This window comes from Streptomyces sp. NPDC101191 (genome assembly GCF_044767915.1).
Taxonomy (GTDB): domain Bacteria; phylum Actinomycetota; class Actinomycetes; order Streptomycetales; family Streptomycetaceae; genus Streptomyces.
Map to the genome: position 1 here is coordinate 554492 of NZ_JBIWOU010000002.1, position 17302 is coordinate 571793.

16 protein-coding genes are annotated in these 17302 nt (G+C 74.1%); 5 read left to right on the forward strand and 11 right to left on the reverse strand.

From position 1 onward, the window contains the following. Positions 1-10 precede the first annotated feature (10 nt). Positions 11-808, forward strand: a complete 798-nt coding sequence (locus ACIRQF_RS09585) for an endonuclease I family protein (RefSeq protein ID WP_376635050.1) — start codon at positions 11-13, stop codon at positions 806-808. A gap of 190 nt (positions 809-998) precedes the next feature. On the opposite strand, the gene ACIRQF_RS09590 is transcribed toward ACIRQF_RS09585, so the two are convergent. From ACIRQF_RS09590 to ACIRQF_RS09600, 3 genes are all read right to left on the reverse strand, one after another. After that, positions 999-2090: a sensor histidine kinase gene (locus tag ACIRQF_RS09590; protein WP_404090369.1), complete on the reverse strand. Its 1092-nt coding sequence runs from the start codon at positions 2088-2090 to the stop codon at positions 999-1001. Then, on the reverse strand, positions 2083-2775 hold the full coding sequence (locus ACIRQF_RS09595) for a response regulator transcription factor (protein WP_376635056.1): 693 nt from the start codon (positions 2773-2775) through the stop codon (positions 2083-2085). Before ACIRQF_RS09595 ends, ACIRQF_RS09590 begins: the two co-directional genes overlap by 8 nt. A 63-nt stretch (positions 2776-2838) precedes the next feature. Beyond that, positions 2839-3543 carry a VanZ family protein gene (locus ACIRQF_RS09600; RefSeq protein WP_404090372.1) on the reverse strand — a complete coding sequence of 235 codons (705 nt, stop codon included), beginning with the start codon at positions 3541-3543 and terminating at the stop codon, positions 2839-2841. A gap of 544 nt (positions 3544-4087) precedes the next feature. Here ACIRQF_RS09600 and ACIRQF_RS09605 point away from each other — a divergent pair. The 4 genes from ACIRQF_RS09605 (at position 4088) to ACIRQF_RS09620 (ending at position 7843) form a co-directional block, all read left to right on the forward strand. Then, entirely contained in the window at positions 4088-4819 is a 732-nt protein-coding gene (locus tag ACIRQF_RS09605) for a flavodoxin family protein (protein ID WP_404090375.1), read from the forward strand. Positions 4820-5055: 236 nt separating this feature from the next. Then, positions 5056-5655, forward strand: coding sequence for a hypothetical protein (locus tag ACIRQF_RS09610; protein ID WP_404090378.1), 600 nt, complete (start codon positions 5056-5058; stop codon positions 5653-5655). A gap of 86 nt (positions 5656-5741) precedes the next feature. Beyond that, positions 5742-7034, forward strand: a complete 1293-nt coding sequence (locus tag ACIRQF_RS09615) for a VWA domain-containing protein (RefSeq protein ID WP_389751788.1) — start codon at positions 5742-5744, stop codon at positions 7032-7034. After that, complete coding sequence (locus ACIRQF_RS09620; protein ID WP_382482025.1) at positions 7034-7843, forward strand: hypothetical protein; 810 nt, start codon at positions 7034-7036, stop codon at positions 7841-7843. The genes ACIRQF_RS09615 and ACIRQF_RS09620 overlap by 1 nt, the downstream gene beginning before the upstream one ends. Positions 7844-7919: 76 nt before the next feature. Here the strand turns inward: ACIRQF_RS09620 and ACIRQF_RS09625 are convergent, their stop codons facing one another. The 8 genes from ACIRQF_RS09625 to ACIRQF_RS09660 all read right to left on the reverse strand — a co-directional run bounded on the left by ACIRQF_RS09625 (position 7920) and on the right by ACIRQF_RS09660 (position 17141). Next, positions 7920-8609, reverse strand: a complete 690-nt coding sequence (locus ACIRQF_RS09625; RefSeq protein ID WP_389751784.1) for a response regulator — start codon at positions 8607-8609, stop codon at positions 7920-7922. Further along, the gene (locus ACIRQF_RS09630) at positions 8606-9958 is read right to left on the reverse strand and encodes a sensor histidine kinase (protein WP_404090383.1); all 1353 of its coding nucleotides are present in this window, start codon (positions 9956-9958) and stop codon (positions 8606-8608) included. Before ACIRQF_RS09630 ends, ACIRQF_RS09625 begins: the two co-directional genes overlap by 4 nt. Then, the gene (locus tag ACIRQF_RS09635; RefSeq protein ID WP_404090385.1) at positions 9951-11117 is read right to left on the reverse strand and encodes an acyltransferase; all 1167 of its coding nucleotides are present in this window, start codon (positions 11115-11117) and stop codon (positions 9951-9953) included. The genes ACIRQF_RS09630 and ACIRQF_RS09635 overlap by 8 nt, the downstream gene beginning before the upstream one ends. Further along, complete coding sequence (locus tag ACIRQF_RS09640) at positions 11110-12141, reverse strand: alpha/beta hydrolase (RefSeq protein ID WP_404090388.1); 1032 nt, start codon at positions 12139-12141, stop codon at positions 11110-11112. The genes ACIRQF_RS09635 and ACIRQF_RS09640 overlap by 8 nt, the downstream gene beginning before the upstream one ends. A gap of 212 nt (positions 12142-12353) precedes the next feature. Further along, positions 12354-12920, reverse strand: coding sequence for a hypothetical protein (locus ACIRQF_RS09645; RefSeq protein WP_404090391.1), 567 nt, complete (start codon positions 12918-12920; stop codon positions 12354-12356). 223 nt (positions 12921-13143) lie between these two features. Continuing rightward, positions 13144-13800, reverse strand: a complete 657-nt coding sequence (locus ACIRQF_RS09650) for a maleylpyruvate isomerase N-terminal domain-containing protein (RefSeq protein ID WP_404090394.1) — start codon at positions 13798-13800, stop codon at positions 13144-13146. Positions 13801-14264: 464 nt separating this feature from the next. Then, positions 14265-14744: a (2Fe-2S)-binding protein gene (locus tag ACIRQF_RS09655; protein WP_376635077.1), complete on the reverse strand. Its 480-nt coding sequence runs from the start codon at positions 14742-14744 to the stop codon at positions 14265-14267. A 33-nt stretch (positions 14745-14777) separates the two neighbouring features. Further along, a complete protein-coding gene (locus ACIRQF_RS09660) occupies positions 14778-17141 on the reverse strand; it encodes a molybdopterin cofactor-binding domain-containing protein (RefSeq protein WP_404090397.1) in 2364 nt (787 codons plus the stop codon). Between the last annotated feature and the right edge of the window lie 161 nt (positions 17142-17302).

Below are 17302 nucleotides of genomic sequence, written 5' to 3' on the forward strand. Positions count from 1 at the left end.
AGGGACACCCATGTCCGTAGCGCACAGACGCGGCTGGAAGACCTGGGCCGCGATATCCGCCGCCCTCACCGGCCTCGTCCTCCCCACCCTCACCGCCTCCCCCGCCGGGGCCACGACCACCGCGTACGACAGCACGTACTACAAGAACGCGGTGGGCAAGTCCGGCACGAGCCTCAAGTCCTCGCTGCACACCATCATCAGCAGCCAGAGCAAGATCTCGTACGACGCGGTCTGGAACGCGCTGAAGGTCACCGACCAGGACCCCAACAACGCCAACAACGTGCTCCTGCTCTACAGCGGTGTCTCACGCAGCAAGAGCCTCAACGGCGGCGCCGTCGGCAACTGGAACCGCGAGCACGTGTGGGCCCAGTCCCACGGCGACTTCGGCACCTCGGCCGGCCCCGGCACCGACCTGCACCACCTGCGCGCCGCCGACGTCCAGGTCAACAGCACCCGCGGCAACAAGGACTTCGACAACGGCGGCAGCGCGGTCAGCGGCGCCCCCGGCAGCTACACGGACTCCAACTCCTTCGAGCCGCGCGACGCCGACAAGGGCGACGTGGCCCGGATGATCCTCTACATGGCCGTCCGGTACGAGGGCGACGACGCCTGGCCCGACCTGGAGGCGAACGACTCCATCAACGGCAGCGTGCCCCTGCACGGCCGCCTCTCGGTCCTGAAGCAGTGGAACGAGCAGGACCCGCCGAGCGCCTTCGAGGAGCGCCGCAACGACGTCATCTTCAACTCGTACCAGGGCAACCGCAACCCGTTCATCGACCACCCGGAGTGGGTCGAGGCGATCTGGTGACCCGAGCGTGAGGCGGCCCGGGGCTCCCCGCGGGTGCGGGGAGCCCGGGCCGCCGCGGGTGCGGGGGCCCCTGGGCCGCCGGGTTCCTCCTGCTGCGTCAGCGGTGGCCCGGCACACGTTGACCCGGCCGTCGGGGTCACGGACGAAGAACCGCCGCACGGGCCCGCGCACGCACCTCCTCCGCGCGCCCTCAGACCCGGGGCGACGGCTCGCCGGGGAGCCGCACCGTGACGAGGAGGCCGCCGGCGGGGCGCGGGGCGAGGTCGAGGGTGCCGTCGTGGGCGCGGACGATGCTGTGCACGAGGGCGAGGCCGAGGCCGACGCCGGCGTGTTCGTCGGTGCGCGCCCGTTCCGTTCCGCGCTGGAAGGGTTCGGTGAGCGTCGGCACCAGTTCCGGCGGGAGCGGATGTCCCGTGTTCTCCACCCGCAGCAGGCTCGCGTCGCCCTGCGCCGCGCTGTGGACGGTCACGGTGCCTCCGGCGGGGAGGTTGTGGACGATCGCGTTCTGGACGAGGTTCGTCGCCATGCGCAGCAGGAGCTCGGCGGAACCGCTGGTCCGGTTCGGCGCGCCGGTGACGTCGAGGGCGACCCCGCGCCGTTCGGCGAGGGGGAGCAGGGTCTCGGCGGCCTCCTCGGCGACGAGGGAGAGGTCGACGCTGTCGCGGGTGAAGTTCCCGCGGTCGCTGCGGCTGAGCGTCAGGAGTGCCTCGGTGAGGCCGATGGCCCGGGTGTTGACGGCCTGCAGGCGGGCGAACACTTCGCCCGGGTCCCGGGAGGGGTCCTTGCGGGCGACGTCGAGCAGCGTCTGCGAGATGGCCAGGGGCGTGCGCAGTTCGTGGGAGGCGTTCGCGGCGAACCGCTGCTGCTCGGCGACGTGCGATTCGAGCTGTTCGAGCATGGTGTCGAAGGCGTCGGCGAGTTCACGGAACTCGTCCTGGCGCCCCTCCATGCGGATCCGGTGGGACAGCGATCCGTCCCCGGCCTCGCGGGCCGCGGCGGTGATCCGGGTGAGCGGGGCGAGCATCCGGCCGGCGAGGAGCCAGCCGCCGACGAGGCCGAATACGAGCAGGACCCCCATCGCGGTGGCCGCGGCGGGGGCGAAGGTCCGCACGAGGAGCCAGCGGTTGGGCGAGACACCGAGGAGGCCCTGGGGGTTGTCGGGGACGTAGCGCAGCAGATACGCCCACACCACGGTGAGCAGCAGCGCACCGGCGACGGCGAGGAAGCCGGCGTAACTGAGGGTGAGTTTCAGGCGGGCGCTGAGCCCGGGGCGTCTAGGCATCCGTCCGGCCGCCGCGGGTGCCGGGACCGGCGTCGATGCGGTAGCCGACGCCCGGCACCGTGGCGATGACGCCCGGTTCGCCGAGTCGTTTGCGCAGGGCGGAGACGGTGATGCGCACGGCGTTGGTGAAGGGGTCGGCGTTCTCGTCCCAGGCGCGTTCCAGCAGCTCTTCGGCGCTGACGACGCCGCCCTCGGCCGCGACGAGGATCTCGAGCACGGCGAACTGTTTGCGGGTGAGCGCGACGTAGCGCCCGTCGCGGAAGACCTCCCGCCGGAAGGGGTCGACGCGCAGGCCCGCGATCTCGCGGACGGGGGGCCGGGCGTACGCGCGGCGGCGGTCGAGGGCGCGCAGCCGCATGACGAGCTCCCGCAGCTCGAAGGGCTTGGTGAGATAGTCGTCGGCGCCGAGCTCGAATCCGGACGCCTTGTCGTCGATCCGGTCGGCGGCGGTGAGCATGAGGATGGGGATGCCGCTGCCGGAGGCGACGATGCGCCGGGCGACCTCGTCGCCGGAGGGGCCGGGGATGTCGCGGTCGAGGACCGCGAGGTCGTAGGAGTTGACGCCGAGCAGCTCCAGGGCGGAGTCGCCGTCGCCGGCGATGTCGGCGGCGATCGCCTCCAGCCGGAGACCGTCCCGGACGGCTTCCGCCAGGTAGGGCTCGTCCTCCACGATCAATACACGCATGTCGGAAGCCTAGGGGGTGGTGTCGTGCCGGTCAGGTCGGGCTCGGACGGGGCCGCACCCGGCTCAGGCGGCGGGCACCGGCGCGGGGCGGGACCGGTCCGCCGGCTCCTCCGCCGTGGTGCGCCACCAGCGGCGCGACGCGAGCGCGGCCAGTACGGCGCCGGCGGCGTTGACCAGGACGTCGTCGACGGAGGACACCCGGTCCAGCCGCAGGACGTACTGCGCGGTCTCGACGAGGACGGAGCAGCCCGCCCCGAGCGCCAGGATCCGCGGCAAGGACGCGAGCGCCGCCCACCGCATCGGGGCGAAGAATCCGAGCGCCGCGAAGACCAGCAGGTTGCCGGTGATGCCGAGCGGCCCCATCGTCGCCAGGTCCCGCAGCGGCACCAGGCTCAGCCGACCGGGCACCGCACCGGCCGCGGCGCCGGGCATCATGGTCATCCACACGAACGGCACCGTCCCGTGGACCATGCCCACCTCGGCCAGCGAGCTCCGCCACGCCGAGGCGACGCCGGCGGCGCGACGGCGGCGCGCCAGGAGCCAGGCCACCAGCCCGGCCGGCGGCAGCGCGACCAGCGTGACGAGCACGACGCCGTTGAAGGTGTCGAGGCAGCCGTGCCACCGCCCGGCCAGGCACGTCGGGGCGGCCATCATGAGCGGCCGCCGTAGGACGAACGCGGCACCGGCCACGCCGAGGGTCACCAGGACGAGGAGCACGATGCCGCGCGTGCGGCGGGGCGGTGCCGACAGGGGTGCGTGGTCGTTCATGCCCCCAGGGAAACCTGAGGCCCGTTCCGGTGGCGTATGCGATTTTCCATACGCCCGCGATACACGCGCTCCCCCGTCGCCGCGGGGCCTCCGCCGCGCGGCTGATGGACGTGGCCCCGTCCTGGCGGGAGACCCCGGGCTCCACCGGCTGATCCCGCCGTCCGGCCGCCGGGCCCGGCGGGTGCGGGACCCGCCGGTGGTCCGGCTGCCGCGGGCCTCGCGATCCGGGAGGATCGCCCCGGTCTGCGAGGTGCCCGCGGACGGACTCGACCGCGTACCGCTACCACGATCTCCACGGGCATCCGGCCCGACGGGCCCGCCCGATCGCTTCCTTCTGCTCCTGGCCACGGCGGAGTTCGCGGGTCGGGGCGGAACCCGGTGCGCCACGCCCGGCCTGGAACGAGTCCGAGCAGACAGCCCTGGCCGGCGGACCGGAGGGCCGCCTGTCAGGCAACCGGCCCAGCTCCGCGAGCGCCCGGGGCGAAGGCCTGGTGAGCTGTACTGGGAGATCGCCGGCGCCTTCGCATCCGGACTCCCGGAGCGTATGGAGGAGGATTCCGTGCCGGACCCGACGACGTCGTACACCGACCTGCGCGCCCTGGTGATCAACTGCACCCTGAAGCGTTCCCCGGAGCGCAGCCATACACAGGGGCTGATCGACATCAGCACCGGGATCATGGAGCGCCAGGGCGTGCAGGTCGAGGTGCTCAGGGCGGTGGACATCGACATCGCGACCGGTGTCTGGCCGGACATGACGGAGCACGGGTGGGAGACGGACGAGTGGCCGGTGATCTACTCCCAGGTGATGGCCGCCGACATCCTGACCCTGGCCGGGCCCGTGTGGCTGGGTGACAACTCCTCGGTCATGAAGAAGGTGATCGAGCGTCTGTACGCCTGCTCGTCGATCCTCAACGAGCGCGGCCAGTACGCCTACTACGGTCGTGTGGGCGGCTGCCTGATCACCGGCAACGAGGACGGCGCCAAGCACTGCGCGATGAACGTCCTCTACAGCCTCCAGCACCTCGGATACGTCATTCCGCCGCAGGCGGACGCGGGCTGGGTCGGCGAGGCCGGCCCGGGCCCGTCGTACCTCGACCCCGGCTCCGGCGGGCCGGACAACGACTTCACCAACCGCAACACGACCTTCATGACCTGGAACCAGCTCCACCTGGCGAGGTTGCTCAAGGACGCCGGTGGCATCCCCGCCCACGGGAACCAGCGCTCCGAGTGGGACGCCGGCTGCCGGTTCGACTTCGAGAACCCCGAGCACCGTTAGGGGCGGACTGGGCGCCGTGAGGCAGCCGGGGATCCGGCCGCCGGCCGGACTTCGCCCATCCCGAGCACCGCTGAGGCCGGCTCCGGCGCTCGGTCGCCGACCGCATCCCACCTGGGCGGATGCGCCGCGTGCCGGTTCGTGCGACGTCCGTCACGATCCACTTGACTCCAACCCAGGAGGCACTTAGCTTCGCCTTACCTAACCATCGCTTTCACGCCAGCCGAAAGAATCGGGACATGCCGAGAACCCTGCCGCGTCCGCCCCGCACCACCGCTGTCACGGCGGACGCGACAGGGCGCGGGGCGCCGCTCCGGGACCTCACGCCCGGCTGGCACCTCACCGTCGCCGGCGTGCTGGCGGCCGGCATCCTCGCGGCCTCCTGCTGGACGGCCGGGCACGTGCACGCGGACCTCACCCTGCAGACCACGGCCCGCTTCCTCCACGTGGCGAGCATGGTCGCGGGACTCGGCTCGGTCCTCGCCGTCGACTGGTTCGCGGTGCTCTGGCTCACCGGCCGCCGACCGCTCGCGGGCGTCCTGGACACGGCCTGCGCCCTCCAGACCCCGATATGGGCGGGTCTCGGCGGTCTGACGGTCTCGGGCCTCTTCCTGCGCCCCGACCTCCACTCCCCGCTCACGCTGGTCAAGCTCGGCCTCGTCCTCGCCGTCACGGTCAACGGCCTCTACGCCCATCGCCTCGGCCAGCTCCTCGAACGCCACCGGGACGACGGCGACGTGCCCCGCCGGCTGCTCGTCCGGTCCGGGGCCGCCGCCACAGTGAGCCAGGTCGGCTGGTGGGGCGCGACCTTCATCGGCTTCCTCAACAGCCAGACCTGACCCGATCGGAGCCGAGCGGACGCCCGCTCAGGAGCCCCCGGTGGACCCGGTTTTGGTTTTCGGAGGATCATCCCTACGATCCTCCGATGATCACGAGAAAACGGCTGGCGACCGGGGCCTGCGCGCTGCTCGCCGCCCTGACCGTCGGGCTCCTCCCGACCAGCGCCGCCGCCGACGACGGACCGGCGGCCACGGACTCCCCCAAGGAATCCCCCAAGGTCGAGCTGGTGCTCGACGTCAGCGGCTCGATGCGCGCCCGCGACATCGACGGACAGTCCCGCATGGCGGCCGCCAAGCAGGCCTTCAACGAGGTCCTGGACGCGGTCCCGCAGGAGGTGCGGCTCGGCATCCGCACCCTCGGCGCCGACTACCCCGGCCAGGACCGCAAGCGCGGTTGCAAGGACACCCGGGCGCTCTACCCGGTCGGTCCGCTGGACCGCACCGAGGCCAAGACCGCCGTCGCCACCCTCGCCCCCACCGGCTGGACCCCGATCGGCCCGGCCCTGCTCGGCGCGGCCGAGGACCTCAAGGGCGGCGAGGCCACCAAGCGGATCGTGCTCATCACGGACGGCGAGGACACCTGTGCCCCGCTCGACCCGTGCGAGGTGGCGCGTGACATCGCCGCCCAGGGCATCCATCTGGTCATCGACACCCTCGGGCTCGTCCCGGACGTCAAGACCCGCCGCCAGCTGATGTGCATCGCCGAGGCCACCGGCGGCACCTACACCTCCGTGCACCGCACGGAGGAGCTGTCCGGCCGCGTGCGGCAGCTGGTGGACCGCGCCGCCGATCCGGTCGTCACGCCGATAGCCACCGAGGGTGCCGCGCGCTGCGCCGGCGCCCCGCAGCTCAAGCCGGGCCTCTACACCGACCGCCAGGTCTTCGGACAGCACCGCTGGTACCGGGTCGACGTCCTGCCGGGCCAGGAGCTGCGCGCCTCGGTGAGCGTCTCCGCCGACCGGGCCGTCAACGAGGACTACGGGGTGCTGCTGCGCGCCGTCACCACGCACGGCCGGGAGATCGTCCGCGGCTCGGAGGCCGGCGACGGACGCACCGACGTCGTCTCCACCGGTCTGCGCTACCCGAAGAAGGACGACGAGGACGCCCTCGACGACGACACGAAGAGCGCCGCCGAGACCGTCTGTCTCCAGGTCAGCAACTCGTTCTCCGCTCCCCCGTCGGTGAAGACCACCCCGGGCATGCCGATCGAGCTGGCGATCGACGTCGTCGACGGGCCCGACTCCGCCTCCGACGTCGCCTCCTTCGGCCTCGGCCGCGGCTGGTGGCTGCTCGGCGTCCTGGTGCTCGCCGGCTTCCTCGGCGGCCTGATCTGGGGCTGGCTTTCCCGCTGGCGCTTCGCTGTCTGGAGGACCCACTGATGCGTACCGTACGCACGATGCTCGCGGCCGCCGCGCTCGCCGGCGCCGCCCTGCTCGGGCCGGCCGCCTCGGCCGGAGTCGCCGACTCGGCGACCCCCACCCCGAGCGGCAGCGCGAGCGGCGCCGCCTCGGAGGCCGGGCCGACCGAGGCCGGCACGTCCTTCCGTACCGCGGCCTTCTTCAAGCAGGGTCAGCAGGCCACCGCGCAGGCGTCCACCGGTGACTACCTCTACTGGGTGTTCCCCGCCGACACCGGCGAGCGGCCCACGGTCACGGCGACCGTCACGCTGCCCGAGGCGGCGCTGCGGCACGGCTCGTCCACGTGGCGGATCGACGTGTACGACGGTCTGCGCCGGCGTCAGCCGTGCATGTACGGCATGCAGTCGCGGCCCGCGGCCAAGGAGGCGTCGACCGTGGAGCTGGCGTGCACGCTGCGCCCGGTGCGGGCCGCCGCGGACACCTGGTCGAACGACCCGCTGCCGGGCAGCTACTTCGTCCGGCTGACGGTGACCGGGCTGCCCGAGGAGGACTCGGGCCAGCCGTTCTCGGCGCGCGTCGGCGCGACCTCGCGCGACATGGGCGGGGCGTACGCCACGGACGGCGCGCTCTCCGTGCCGCTGGTGCCGGGCGCCACGACCCCGGAGACGGTGGAGGCACGAGCGCCCGAGGACGGCTGGTCCTCGGGCTGGTGGTCCGACCGCTGGCTGTGGACCGCCGCGGGCGGGGTGCTCGCCGCCCTCGCGGGCGTCGGCGGCTACGTCCTGACGCGCGGTTCGGGCCGCCCCTCGCGCGTCCCGCCCGCCGTCTGACCCCGGACCGGTTCCCCGGACGCACCGGCCCCCGCCGTACCCACGGCGGGGGCCGGTGCCGTGTCCGGCCGGATCGTCACGGGCCGCCGGGCCGGACGAGACCCGTCTCGTACGCGTGGACGGCGGCCTGGGTACGGTCACGCAGGGACAGTTTGGTGAGGATGCGGCTCACGTACGTCTTCACGGTCTGCTCGGCGACCACGAGGCGTCCGGCTATCTCCGCGTTCGACAGGCCGTGCGCGATGAGGGTGAGGACCTCGGTCTCGCGCTCGGTCAGGGCGCCGAGCCGGTCCATCAGCGGGGCGCGGGGCGCGACGCTGAGCCGGGAGAACTCGGCGATCAGGCGCTTGGTGACGTTGGGCGCGAGCAGCGCGTCGCCGCGGGCCACCACCCGTACCGCCTGGGCGAGTTCCTCGGCGGACGCGTCCTTGAGCAGGAACCCGGCGGCGCCCGCGCGCAGCGCCTCGTACACGTACTCGTCGAGGTCGAAGGTGGTGAGGACGAGCACCTTGACGGTGGCGTCGGCGGGGGCGGTGAGGACGCGGGTGGCCTCGATGCCGCCGGTGCCGGGCATGCGGATGTCCATCAGGACCACGTCGGGGGCGAGTTCGGCGGCCTGGGCGATCGCGTCGGCGCCGTCGACGGCCTGACCGACGACCTGGATGCCGGGCTCGGCGTTCAGCAGGACCGTGAAGCCCTGCCGGACCATGACCTGGTCGTCCGCGATGAGAACCCTGATGTCGTCGCCGGTGATTCCGTCGCTCATGAACCGTCCTTGGGGTGGGGCTGGGTGGGGAGAGGGGCGGGCAGGGTGGCGGTGACCTCCCAGCCACCGTCGGGGGTCGGTCCCGCGGCGAGTTCGCCGCCGAGCATGGCGGCGCGCTCGCGCATGCCGAGCAGACCGTGCCCGGGCTCCCGCGCGAAGCCGGGGGACACCCCTCCGGCGGGCCGGGTGGCGGCGGTGTTGGTGACGCGTACGGTCAGTCCGCCGGGGTGGTAGTGGGTCCGCACGCAGGCCCGCGCGCCGGGCGCGTGGCGCATGGCGTTGCTCAGGGCCTCCTGCACGATGCGGTACGCGGAGAGTTCGGTGCCCGGGGAGAGCGGCCGGGGCGCGCCCTCGGTCCCGGCGGTCACGTCGAGACCGGCCGCGCGGACGTTGGCGAAGAGTTCGCCGAGCCGGTCCAGGGTGGGCTGGGGCGCGTGCCGTACCCCGGCGGCCGCGTCGTCCGCCGCCCCGTCGCCGCGCAGCACGCCGAGGACGCGCCGGAGTTCGGTGAGCGCGTCGACGGCGTTCTGCCGGATGCCGGCGAGGTTCTCGCGCAGCTCCGGGGAGGGGTCGGCGACGAGGTGCGGGGCCACCTGGGCCTGGATGGAGATGACGGACATGTGGTGGGCGACGACGTCGTGGAGCTCGCGGGCGATCCGGCCGCGCTCCTCCAGCAGGGCGCGCCGGGCGCGTTCCTCGGCGGTGACCTCCTCCTGCTCGGCGAGGCGGGTGCGCGAGACGCGGCTGGCCCGCAGGGAGCAGCCGACGACCACGGCGGTGACGAAGGCGACGGAGCCCTGGGGCAGCGTCGGCAGGTGCGCCACGGCGCGCGGGACGGCGGTGGCGGCGCCGCTGAGCAGGGTGAGGCCGAGTGCGGCCACGGCGGCGGCGGGCCGCACCCGCAGCGAGAGCAGCAGGAGCACCAGGGTGTGCAGGGCGATGCCCGCGCCGGTCCACGGCCAGTGGGCGCCGAAGACGGCGGCGGTGAGGGCGCCGGACACGAGCAGGGCGCCGCTGGAGAGCCAGAAGGCGGCGGCGGGCCGGGTGAGGGCGAGAACGGGGGCGGCCCCCTGGCAGAGGACCAGCAGCGTCATGCTGCCCGGGGCCGGGTCCATGGCGTTCTCGTAGAGGGCCATGTCCCACATGCCCAGGAGGACGGAGAGCAGCACGAGATGTGCGTGCGGCAGCCAGCTGAGCCAGCGGTTGCGGGGCAGCGGGTCGCGGCGGCCCGGCCGCAGGTCGGCGCGCAGGACGCCCGGGGCCGCACGCAGGGCGGCCTCCCATCGTGCGGTGTCCGTCACCGTGCTCCCCCCGCTCGTGTGATCGTTCTGCCGCCACAGCCTAGGCATGTCGTGCCTCCGTCGTTCTGTCGGGCCTCGGCCTCGGCGCGCGGGCCGCACGGGTGCGTTCGTGTACGTGGAAGGCGGCGCCGCAGATCAGCAGCGCGCCGGCGAACAGGGGCAGCCAGCCGACCCGGGCGAGGACCCAGGCGTAACCGTCGGGGACGGTGTGCAGTCCGGTGAGCGGGGCGTGGCCGAGGAGGTTCGCGGTGAGGAGTCCGCCGGCGGTGACGGCGATCATCGCGGTCTGGTGCCAGAGGAAGACGGTCATCGCGCACAGGTTGAGCAGGGCCACCGCCGCCCAGACCAGGGGCCGGCGCAGGGCGCGACGGAGCGGACCGAGCAGCAGGGCCGCTCCCCCGGCCTGGGCGAGGCCGAAGGTGACGGCGGCGAGCGTGGGCGGGTTGAGGTTGGAGACGGGTGCGCCGGGGACACCGACCATGGAGCCGGGGTAGCCGGCGAACGCCACGAGCAGGCCGGTCGCGGCGGCGCCGCCGAGGAGCAGGGTCCAGGCGGCGGACGGGCCGAGCGGGCCTCGGCGGGCGAGGAGGGCGCCGAGGCAGTACGGCACGAGCCAGCCGGCCGGCAGGTTGAACCAGCCCAGCCACTCCGGTCCGTCGAAGCCGAAGCGGACCACGTCGACGTGGAGGACGACGGCGAGCGGCCACAGCGGGTGGACCCGGGCGACGAGCGGGGTCGCGGCGGTGAGCGCGGCGAGGACCAGCAGGAACCAGAGCGGGGACAGCACGAGCTTGCCGAGCGTGTACAGGCTCGGCCAGGGCACCCCGCAGCCGAGCATGACGGCGGACGCGAGGAGCCACACCCCGAGCAGCGGGAGGACCGGCCGGAACAGCCGGGCCAGGCGGGCGGCGATCCAGCGGCCGTGACCCTCGCCCCGGGCGCGGGCGGCGGCGTGGCCCCGGGCGGCGACGTGTCCGCCGACGAGGAAGAAGACGGCGAGGGTCTGGAACACCCAGGAGACCGGAGTGAATTCGGGCAGGTGTCCGAGGGGGCTCTCGACGTGCAGGGTGCCGCTGTCGACGACGAGGGCGGTGACGAGCCAGTGACCGAGGACCACACCGAGGATGGCGAAGGCCCGCAGCGCGTCGAGGGCGCGGTCACGGTCGGGCGGGGTGGCGGCGGCTATGCGGTGGGCGAGGTCACGCACGGTCCGGCTCCTGTCCGCCGACGAGTCGGGCGAGGTTGCGCAGGGACACGGAGCCGCGGGCCAGGTAGTCGCTGTGGCCGCCGTCGCCCGCGGCGAAGCGACGGGCGCCGAAGCCAGGGTCCACGGGGTCGGTGCCGAAGCCGAGTTCGGTGCCGGGCAGCAGCGGGAGGCGTACGTGGGGCACCTCCCCCACCCAGTCGCCGGAGGCCCGCCCGGCCCAGACGGCGGCGGAGGCGTGCAGGTCGGCGGCGGTGTCGAAGCCGGTGCCGGGGCTGCCGTAGAGGACGACGGCGGCCACGGGCAGGCGGGCCGCCGCCAGGGCGCACACGACGGAGCCGTAGGAGTGTCCGAGCAGGGTGATCCGCGCCGCGGGGCGGACCGCGCGCAGTTCCTCCACGAAGGAGCGGAGTGCGGGCGCGGCCTGTGCGGCGCGGCCGGGGGTGACGGAGGCGGCGCTGCCGGTGGCGGGGGTGCGGTAGCCGAGCCAGGCGACGACCGCTGTGCGGGCGCGGGACTCCCGCCGGAGGGTCTCCTGGAGGGCGGCCGCGCCGGCCCGGAAGCGGTCGTAGCTGTCGAGCCCGGTGTCGGCGCCGGGGACGAGCACCGCGATCCGCTCGGCGCGCGCCAGGTCCCCGACGACCTCGACGCTGCGGCCGCCGTCCCGCCCGTCGAAGGAGAGGATCCGGCGGCCCGGAGCCGCCATCGCGCGCAGCGAGGCGGCCCGGCGGTGCGCCCCGTAGGCGTCGGCGGTCCGCTCGGCCGCCCGCAACGCCTCCCGGCCGGCCGCGTACCGCGCGGCGAGCTCCCCCTCCAGCGCCGTGGGCTCGGCGGAGGTCAGCCGCGCGATGCCCGCGGGCGCGGGCGCGGGGACCTCCGCCGGCCGGGCGGCTCCCGCGACCGGCACCGCCACGGCGGCGGTGACGAGCGCGGCGAGCACGGTGCGGCGGAGCCGGCCGGTGCGCCGGGGTCGGCGGAGGCGGACGGGGGCGGGGGCGCGGCGGTCGCCGCGCGCGAGGGGCGCCATGGGGGTCCTTCCGGGACGGAGTTCGTTCCGTCACGGACGGTAGGAGGCGGCTTCTGTAGTCGGCGTCCCGCGCAGGGGCCAACCTCCCGGGTAGCTCTGGGGTATGACGGGTACTCGGCCGTGGAGGGCCCCGACATGACCTTCGGCCGACCCGGACGGACCGCTCCTCACGGAGCGTCCGCTCCGCGCGATCCGACCGCCCGGTTCCGGCGTCACCGGCGGACGACGGTCCGGCCTCCGATGACCCACAGGTCCGCCGGAACCGGCGTGCACATGGTGGCGCGGGAGGGCTTGCCCGGATCCGACAGGTCGGCGCCGGCCCAGCCCACCCGGCGCTCGCCGTGCTCGTCGGCCGAGTAGAAGGTGAGCCCGGTCTCGGGGTGCCAGCCGGCCGGCCCGGTGGTCGGCGGCCGGCCGCCGACCGGGGTGGCGGTGGCCGTGGTGACGGGCCCGGTGACGGTGACGGCGCCATGGCCGGTGGTCAGGCAGTCGACGTCGAACTCGACCCGTACGGTGCCCTCCCCGATGAACTCGTGCTGGACGACGGCGTGCCCGCGGGTGCGGCCGCCGACGGTCCGGGCGTCCACCCGTGCGGTGAGCCGCTCGCCGGGGTTCGCACCCGGGCCGTGCTCGTTGAGCAGCGTCCAGCTGCGCAGGGAGAGGTACTCGGCACGGGCGGGCGCGGGGGCGGGTACCGGAACCGGCGCCGCCGCGGCGGTTCCGGAGACGAGGGCCACGGCCGCGGTGACGAGTGCGGCGGCGGCGATGAGCTTGCGCATGGGCAATCCTCCATGGGTCGAAGGGCGTCGGGTGATCTCCCGCTGCCTCCGAACCTTCCACCTCACCCCGGTCCGCGGCCTCCTCCTCACGGTGGGACCCGCTCCCCCGGGCGGGGGAGAGCGCCTTCCTTCACCCGGCCCAGGACCCGCACCGGAAGGGCGGCCCGGCCCTCGTGACGGGCGACTGGGCGGCCCCATGGAGCCGCCGTCGGGCGTACGCCCGTCAGCCGAGCGAGAGTGGGATCCGCACGCCCGCCTCGGCCAGGGCGGTCCGTTCCGCGGGGCCCGGCGCACGACGGCCGGTGCCCACGAGCAGCGCCTCCGTGTCGGACAGCGTGGCCGGGAACGGTGCGCCGGCGATCCGCTCGAACAGCCGGCGCGCGGCTGCCACGCTCTCCGCGGGCGGTCGCGGCGCGTGTGGCAGGTGGGCCACGAGGTCCAGGTGGTGCAGCGTCCACTCCACGACGTAGGCGGAGAGGTAGTCGCCGACCGTGAGCACCTCGCCGCGGGTGCCGACCCACCCGCCCGGTTCGGCGAGCACGGCCGCGCGCCCGGCGGCTGAGCCGACGTCGTCCAGGTGGAACCTCAGCAGTCCCGGGTCCTCGTACGCGGCGGCGAGCCGTACGGTCAGCGCGTCGAGCGGGTCCTCGCCCGTCGGCGGCGTCTCGGAGACCTCCCAGTAGGACGCGGCGTCGCGCGTGGGAGGGGTGTCCGCGGGCGTCGCGAGGGTGATCAGGACGTCCTGGGCGTCGATGACGAGGTGGCACACCAGGTCGCGGACGAGCCAGCCGGCGCAGCCCGAGGGCCGGGCGAAGTCCTCGTCGGCGAGACCTGCGACGGCCGCGCGCAGTGCGGTCCACGAACGTGAGAAGTCGTCCACGCCCCGCAAGCTACCAACACGGGCGGGGCGGCCGACGCAACACGGGCGGGGCAGCCGACGCGTTCCGGCCGCCTGACGCCCGGGGGCCGCCCGGCCCGAGGGCCTCCGCTCGATCGGAAGGTGCCGCGTGCACGGGACCCCCGGGCTCGGGACCCCCGCGTGCGGGACCCCCGGGCTCGGGCCCTGCGCGCCAGACCCCCGGGCGCAGGGCCCCGCTCGGGACCCCCGCGTGCGGGCCCCCCGGGCTCGGGACCCCCGGGCTCGGGATCCCCCGCGTGCGGGCCCCGCTCGGGACCCCCGGGCGCGGGCCCCGCTCGGGACCCTCCGCGCGCCTTCGCTCCTCCCCCTCGATGTGTCCGTCGGGGGAGACGGACATCAAGGGGACGATCTTTCCGGGCATGGGCGGCCTTTCCGGGCATGGGCGGCGCTCCCTCACGTCGGCGGAGGCCGCCCGGCGGGCCGGTTCACCCCATACGGCGGGCGCCCTCCTTGATGGCCTCACGGATACGGTTGTAGGTCCCGCAACGGCAGATGTTGCGGATCTGGTCGAGGTCGGTCTCGTCGATCTCCCGCCCTGCCTCGTGGGCGCGCCGTACGGCGGCCACGGCGGTCATGATCTGGCCCGGCTGGCAGTAGCCGCACTGGGCGACGTCGATGTCCAGCCAGGCCTCCTGCATCGGGTGCAGGTCCTTGCCGACGGTGGCGGGCAGGCCCTCGATGGTGGTCACCTCGTCGGTGTCGGCGAGGTCCCCCACCGGCACGGAGCAGGGCGTGAAGGCCCTGCCGTTGAGATGGCTCGTACACGCCTGGCAGACGCCGACGCCGCAGCCGTACTTGGGCCCGGTGACGCCGAGGACGTCCCGGAGCACCCAGAGCAGCCGGACGTCGTCCTCGACCTCGGCGGTGACGGCCTTGCCGTTGAGGATGAAGGTGTGCTGGGGCACGGTGGCTCCTGAGATCTGTGGTCGGTCCGGGGATCAGAGCGCGCGGGCGCGGCCGTCGGTCGGCGAGGCGGGGATCGGCGGGACGGTGGGCGCCGGGGTGAAGGGCAGGGGCGCGCCGTGGTTGACGGGGAAGGTCGTCGGCATGGTGCCGGTGGCCCGCCCGTACGCGCAGGCCACGGCGGCCATGGAGGCGGCGACGGCCAGCTCTCCGGCGCCGCCGGGCTTGTCTCCGGTGGAGGGCATGACGACGATCTCCAGCTCGGGCGGGGTGTTCCACTGCCGCGTGTAGAAGTAGTTGTCCCAGCTGCTCTCCAGGAAGCGCCCGTCCTTGAGGTGGAGGCCGGAGGTGAGCGTGAGCGCGATGCCGTCGATGATGCCGCCCATCATCTGGGCCTCCAGACCGCGCGGGTTGACGGCGAGGCCGACGTCGACGGCGCACACGATCCTGGTGACCCGGGGCCCGGTCCAGGCGTCGCGGATCTTGCGACCGGTGGTCTCCGGGCGGCAGTCGATCTCGGCGAGGACGGCGACGACGGAGTGGTACTCGGGGTGGAGCGCGATGCCCTGCGCGGTGCCGGGCGCCATCGTCCGCCCCCAGTGCCCGATGTCCGCGACCTTGTCGAGGACGGCGCGCGCCCGCTCGTCCTTGAGGAAGCGGCGGCGGAAGGCGAGGGCGTCCTGGCCGGTCCTCCTGGCGAGTTCGTCGACGACGAGCTCCTGGGCGCAGCGCACGTTGGGCGAGTAGATGCCGCGCATGGAGCCGGTGTTGAAGCCGTGGTCGACCTCGCTGAGAAGCTGGGTCGTCAGGCCGAAGTGGTACGGGCTGGTCTGGGTGAGCGTGAACATCGTCTCGGAGAACGTGAGGTCGGCGACCGGGAGCTTCGCCGCCTCGGAGGTGATGATCTCGCCGACGCCGTGGCCGAAGTCGGTGGCGACGGAGGTGTGCCGCTGCTCGTACGTGAGGACCTCGCCGAGCGCGTAGGTGGCGCGGACCCGTGAGGTCGACATCGGGTGCGTACGCCCCTGCCGGAAGTCGTCGGTGCGGTGCCACATGAGGCGTACGGGCTTGCCCATGGCCTTCGAGATCTCGGCGGCCTCGCCGGCGGCGTCGTGGAACAACTTGCGGCCGAAGGAGCCGCCGCCCTCGGTGACATGGACCTTGACGGCCGAGGGAGGCAGACCGAGTTGGAGGGCGATCTTCTCCTGGGCGACGATCGGCGACTTGAGGCCGGCCCAGATCTCCGCGGAGCCTGGCCGTACGTCGGCGACGGCGCAGTTGGTCTCCAGGGCGGCGTTGCTGGCGAAGTGGAAGGTGAAGCGGGCGTCGACGGCCTTGGTGAGGAGGTCGAGCGGCGGGACGACGAGGGGCAGTTCGGCGCCACGGAGTTCCTGGAGCACGGTGGCGTCGGAGGCTCCCTCGGCCGTGCCCGGGCCCCAGGTGACCTTGAGAGCGCGGACGGCGTCGACGCACTGCCCGAAGGTCCGACCGCGGACGGCGACACCCGTGGAGACGGTGACGACGTCGGTGATGCCGGGCATGGCCCGGACCTCGGGCAGGTTGGCTACGGAGCGGACGGTTCCGTTGATCGTGGGCGGGCGGCAGACCATGGTGGGCAGGGCGCCGGGCACCTGGACGTCCATGGCGAACTTCTTGCGCCCCGTCACGGCGTCGAGGGCGTCGACGCGATTCCGGGCGGTGCCGATGACCTGGAAGTCGCCCGGGTCCTTGAGGGTGACGGCGACCCGGGTGTCGCTGAGCGCGGCGGCCTTGACGGCCAGTTCGCCGTAGGTGAGCCGGATGCCCGCGGCCGAGGTGATCACACCGGCCTTGGCGGTGAGGGTGCCGACGGCCTCGCCGAGTTCCAGCGCCGCGGCGCGCAGCAGCCGGCCGCGGGCGACGGCGGCGGCGACCCGGATCGGGGTGAAGGTGGACACGGTGGTGTTGGAGCCGCCGGTGAGCTGGTTGAAGAGCAGTTCGGGGCGGGCGTCGGCGAGGGTGACCTCGATCCGGTCGAGCGGCAGGTCGAGTTCCTCGGCGATGATCATGGCGGTGGAGGTGGTGATGCCCTGGCCGACCTCGGCGCGGGGCAGCGCGAAGTGGGCCGTGCCGTCGGGATCGACGCGGAGGGTGATGAGGTCCGCCGTGGGCAGGGCCGCGGCGGTGAGCAGGTCGTTGAGGTCGAGGATCTCGGCGGGCCCGGGGAGGGTCGGGATGATGCCGGGCGCGGTGGCGGGGGTGGCGGCCGCCGCCGGGGCGGGGGCGAGGACGTCCTCGCCGATCCGGGCGGCGACCGTGAGGGTCGGTGCCGCCAGTACGTACCCGAGGAATCGGCGCCGGCCGATGCCGCGTGGCGGCTCGGACTCCTGCTCGTGGCGTGCGCGGTCCTGCGCTTCCATGGGCGCTGCCCTTTCGACGTGTGGCCTGGGTGGCCTGGACGAGGCCCGGATGTGGCCTGGACGAGGTAAGTGGATCATCACCTGAACGGATCGGTCACGGGGTCGGAACGGGCCGTCTTTCACTCCGGACCCGCCAAGCCCTCGCCTCGGGGGGAATAGCA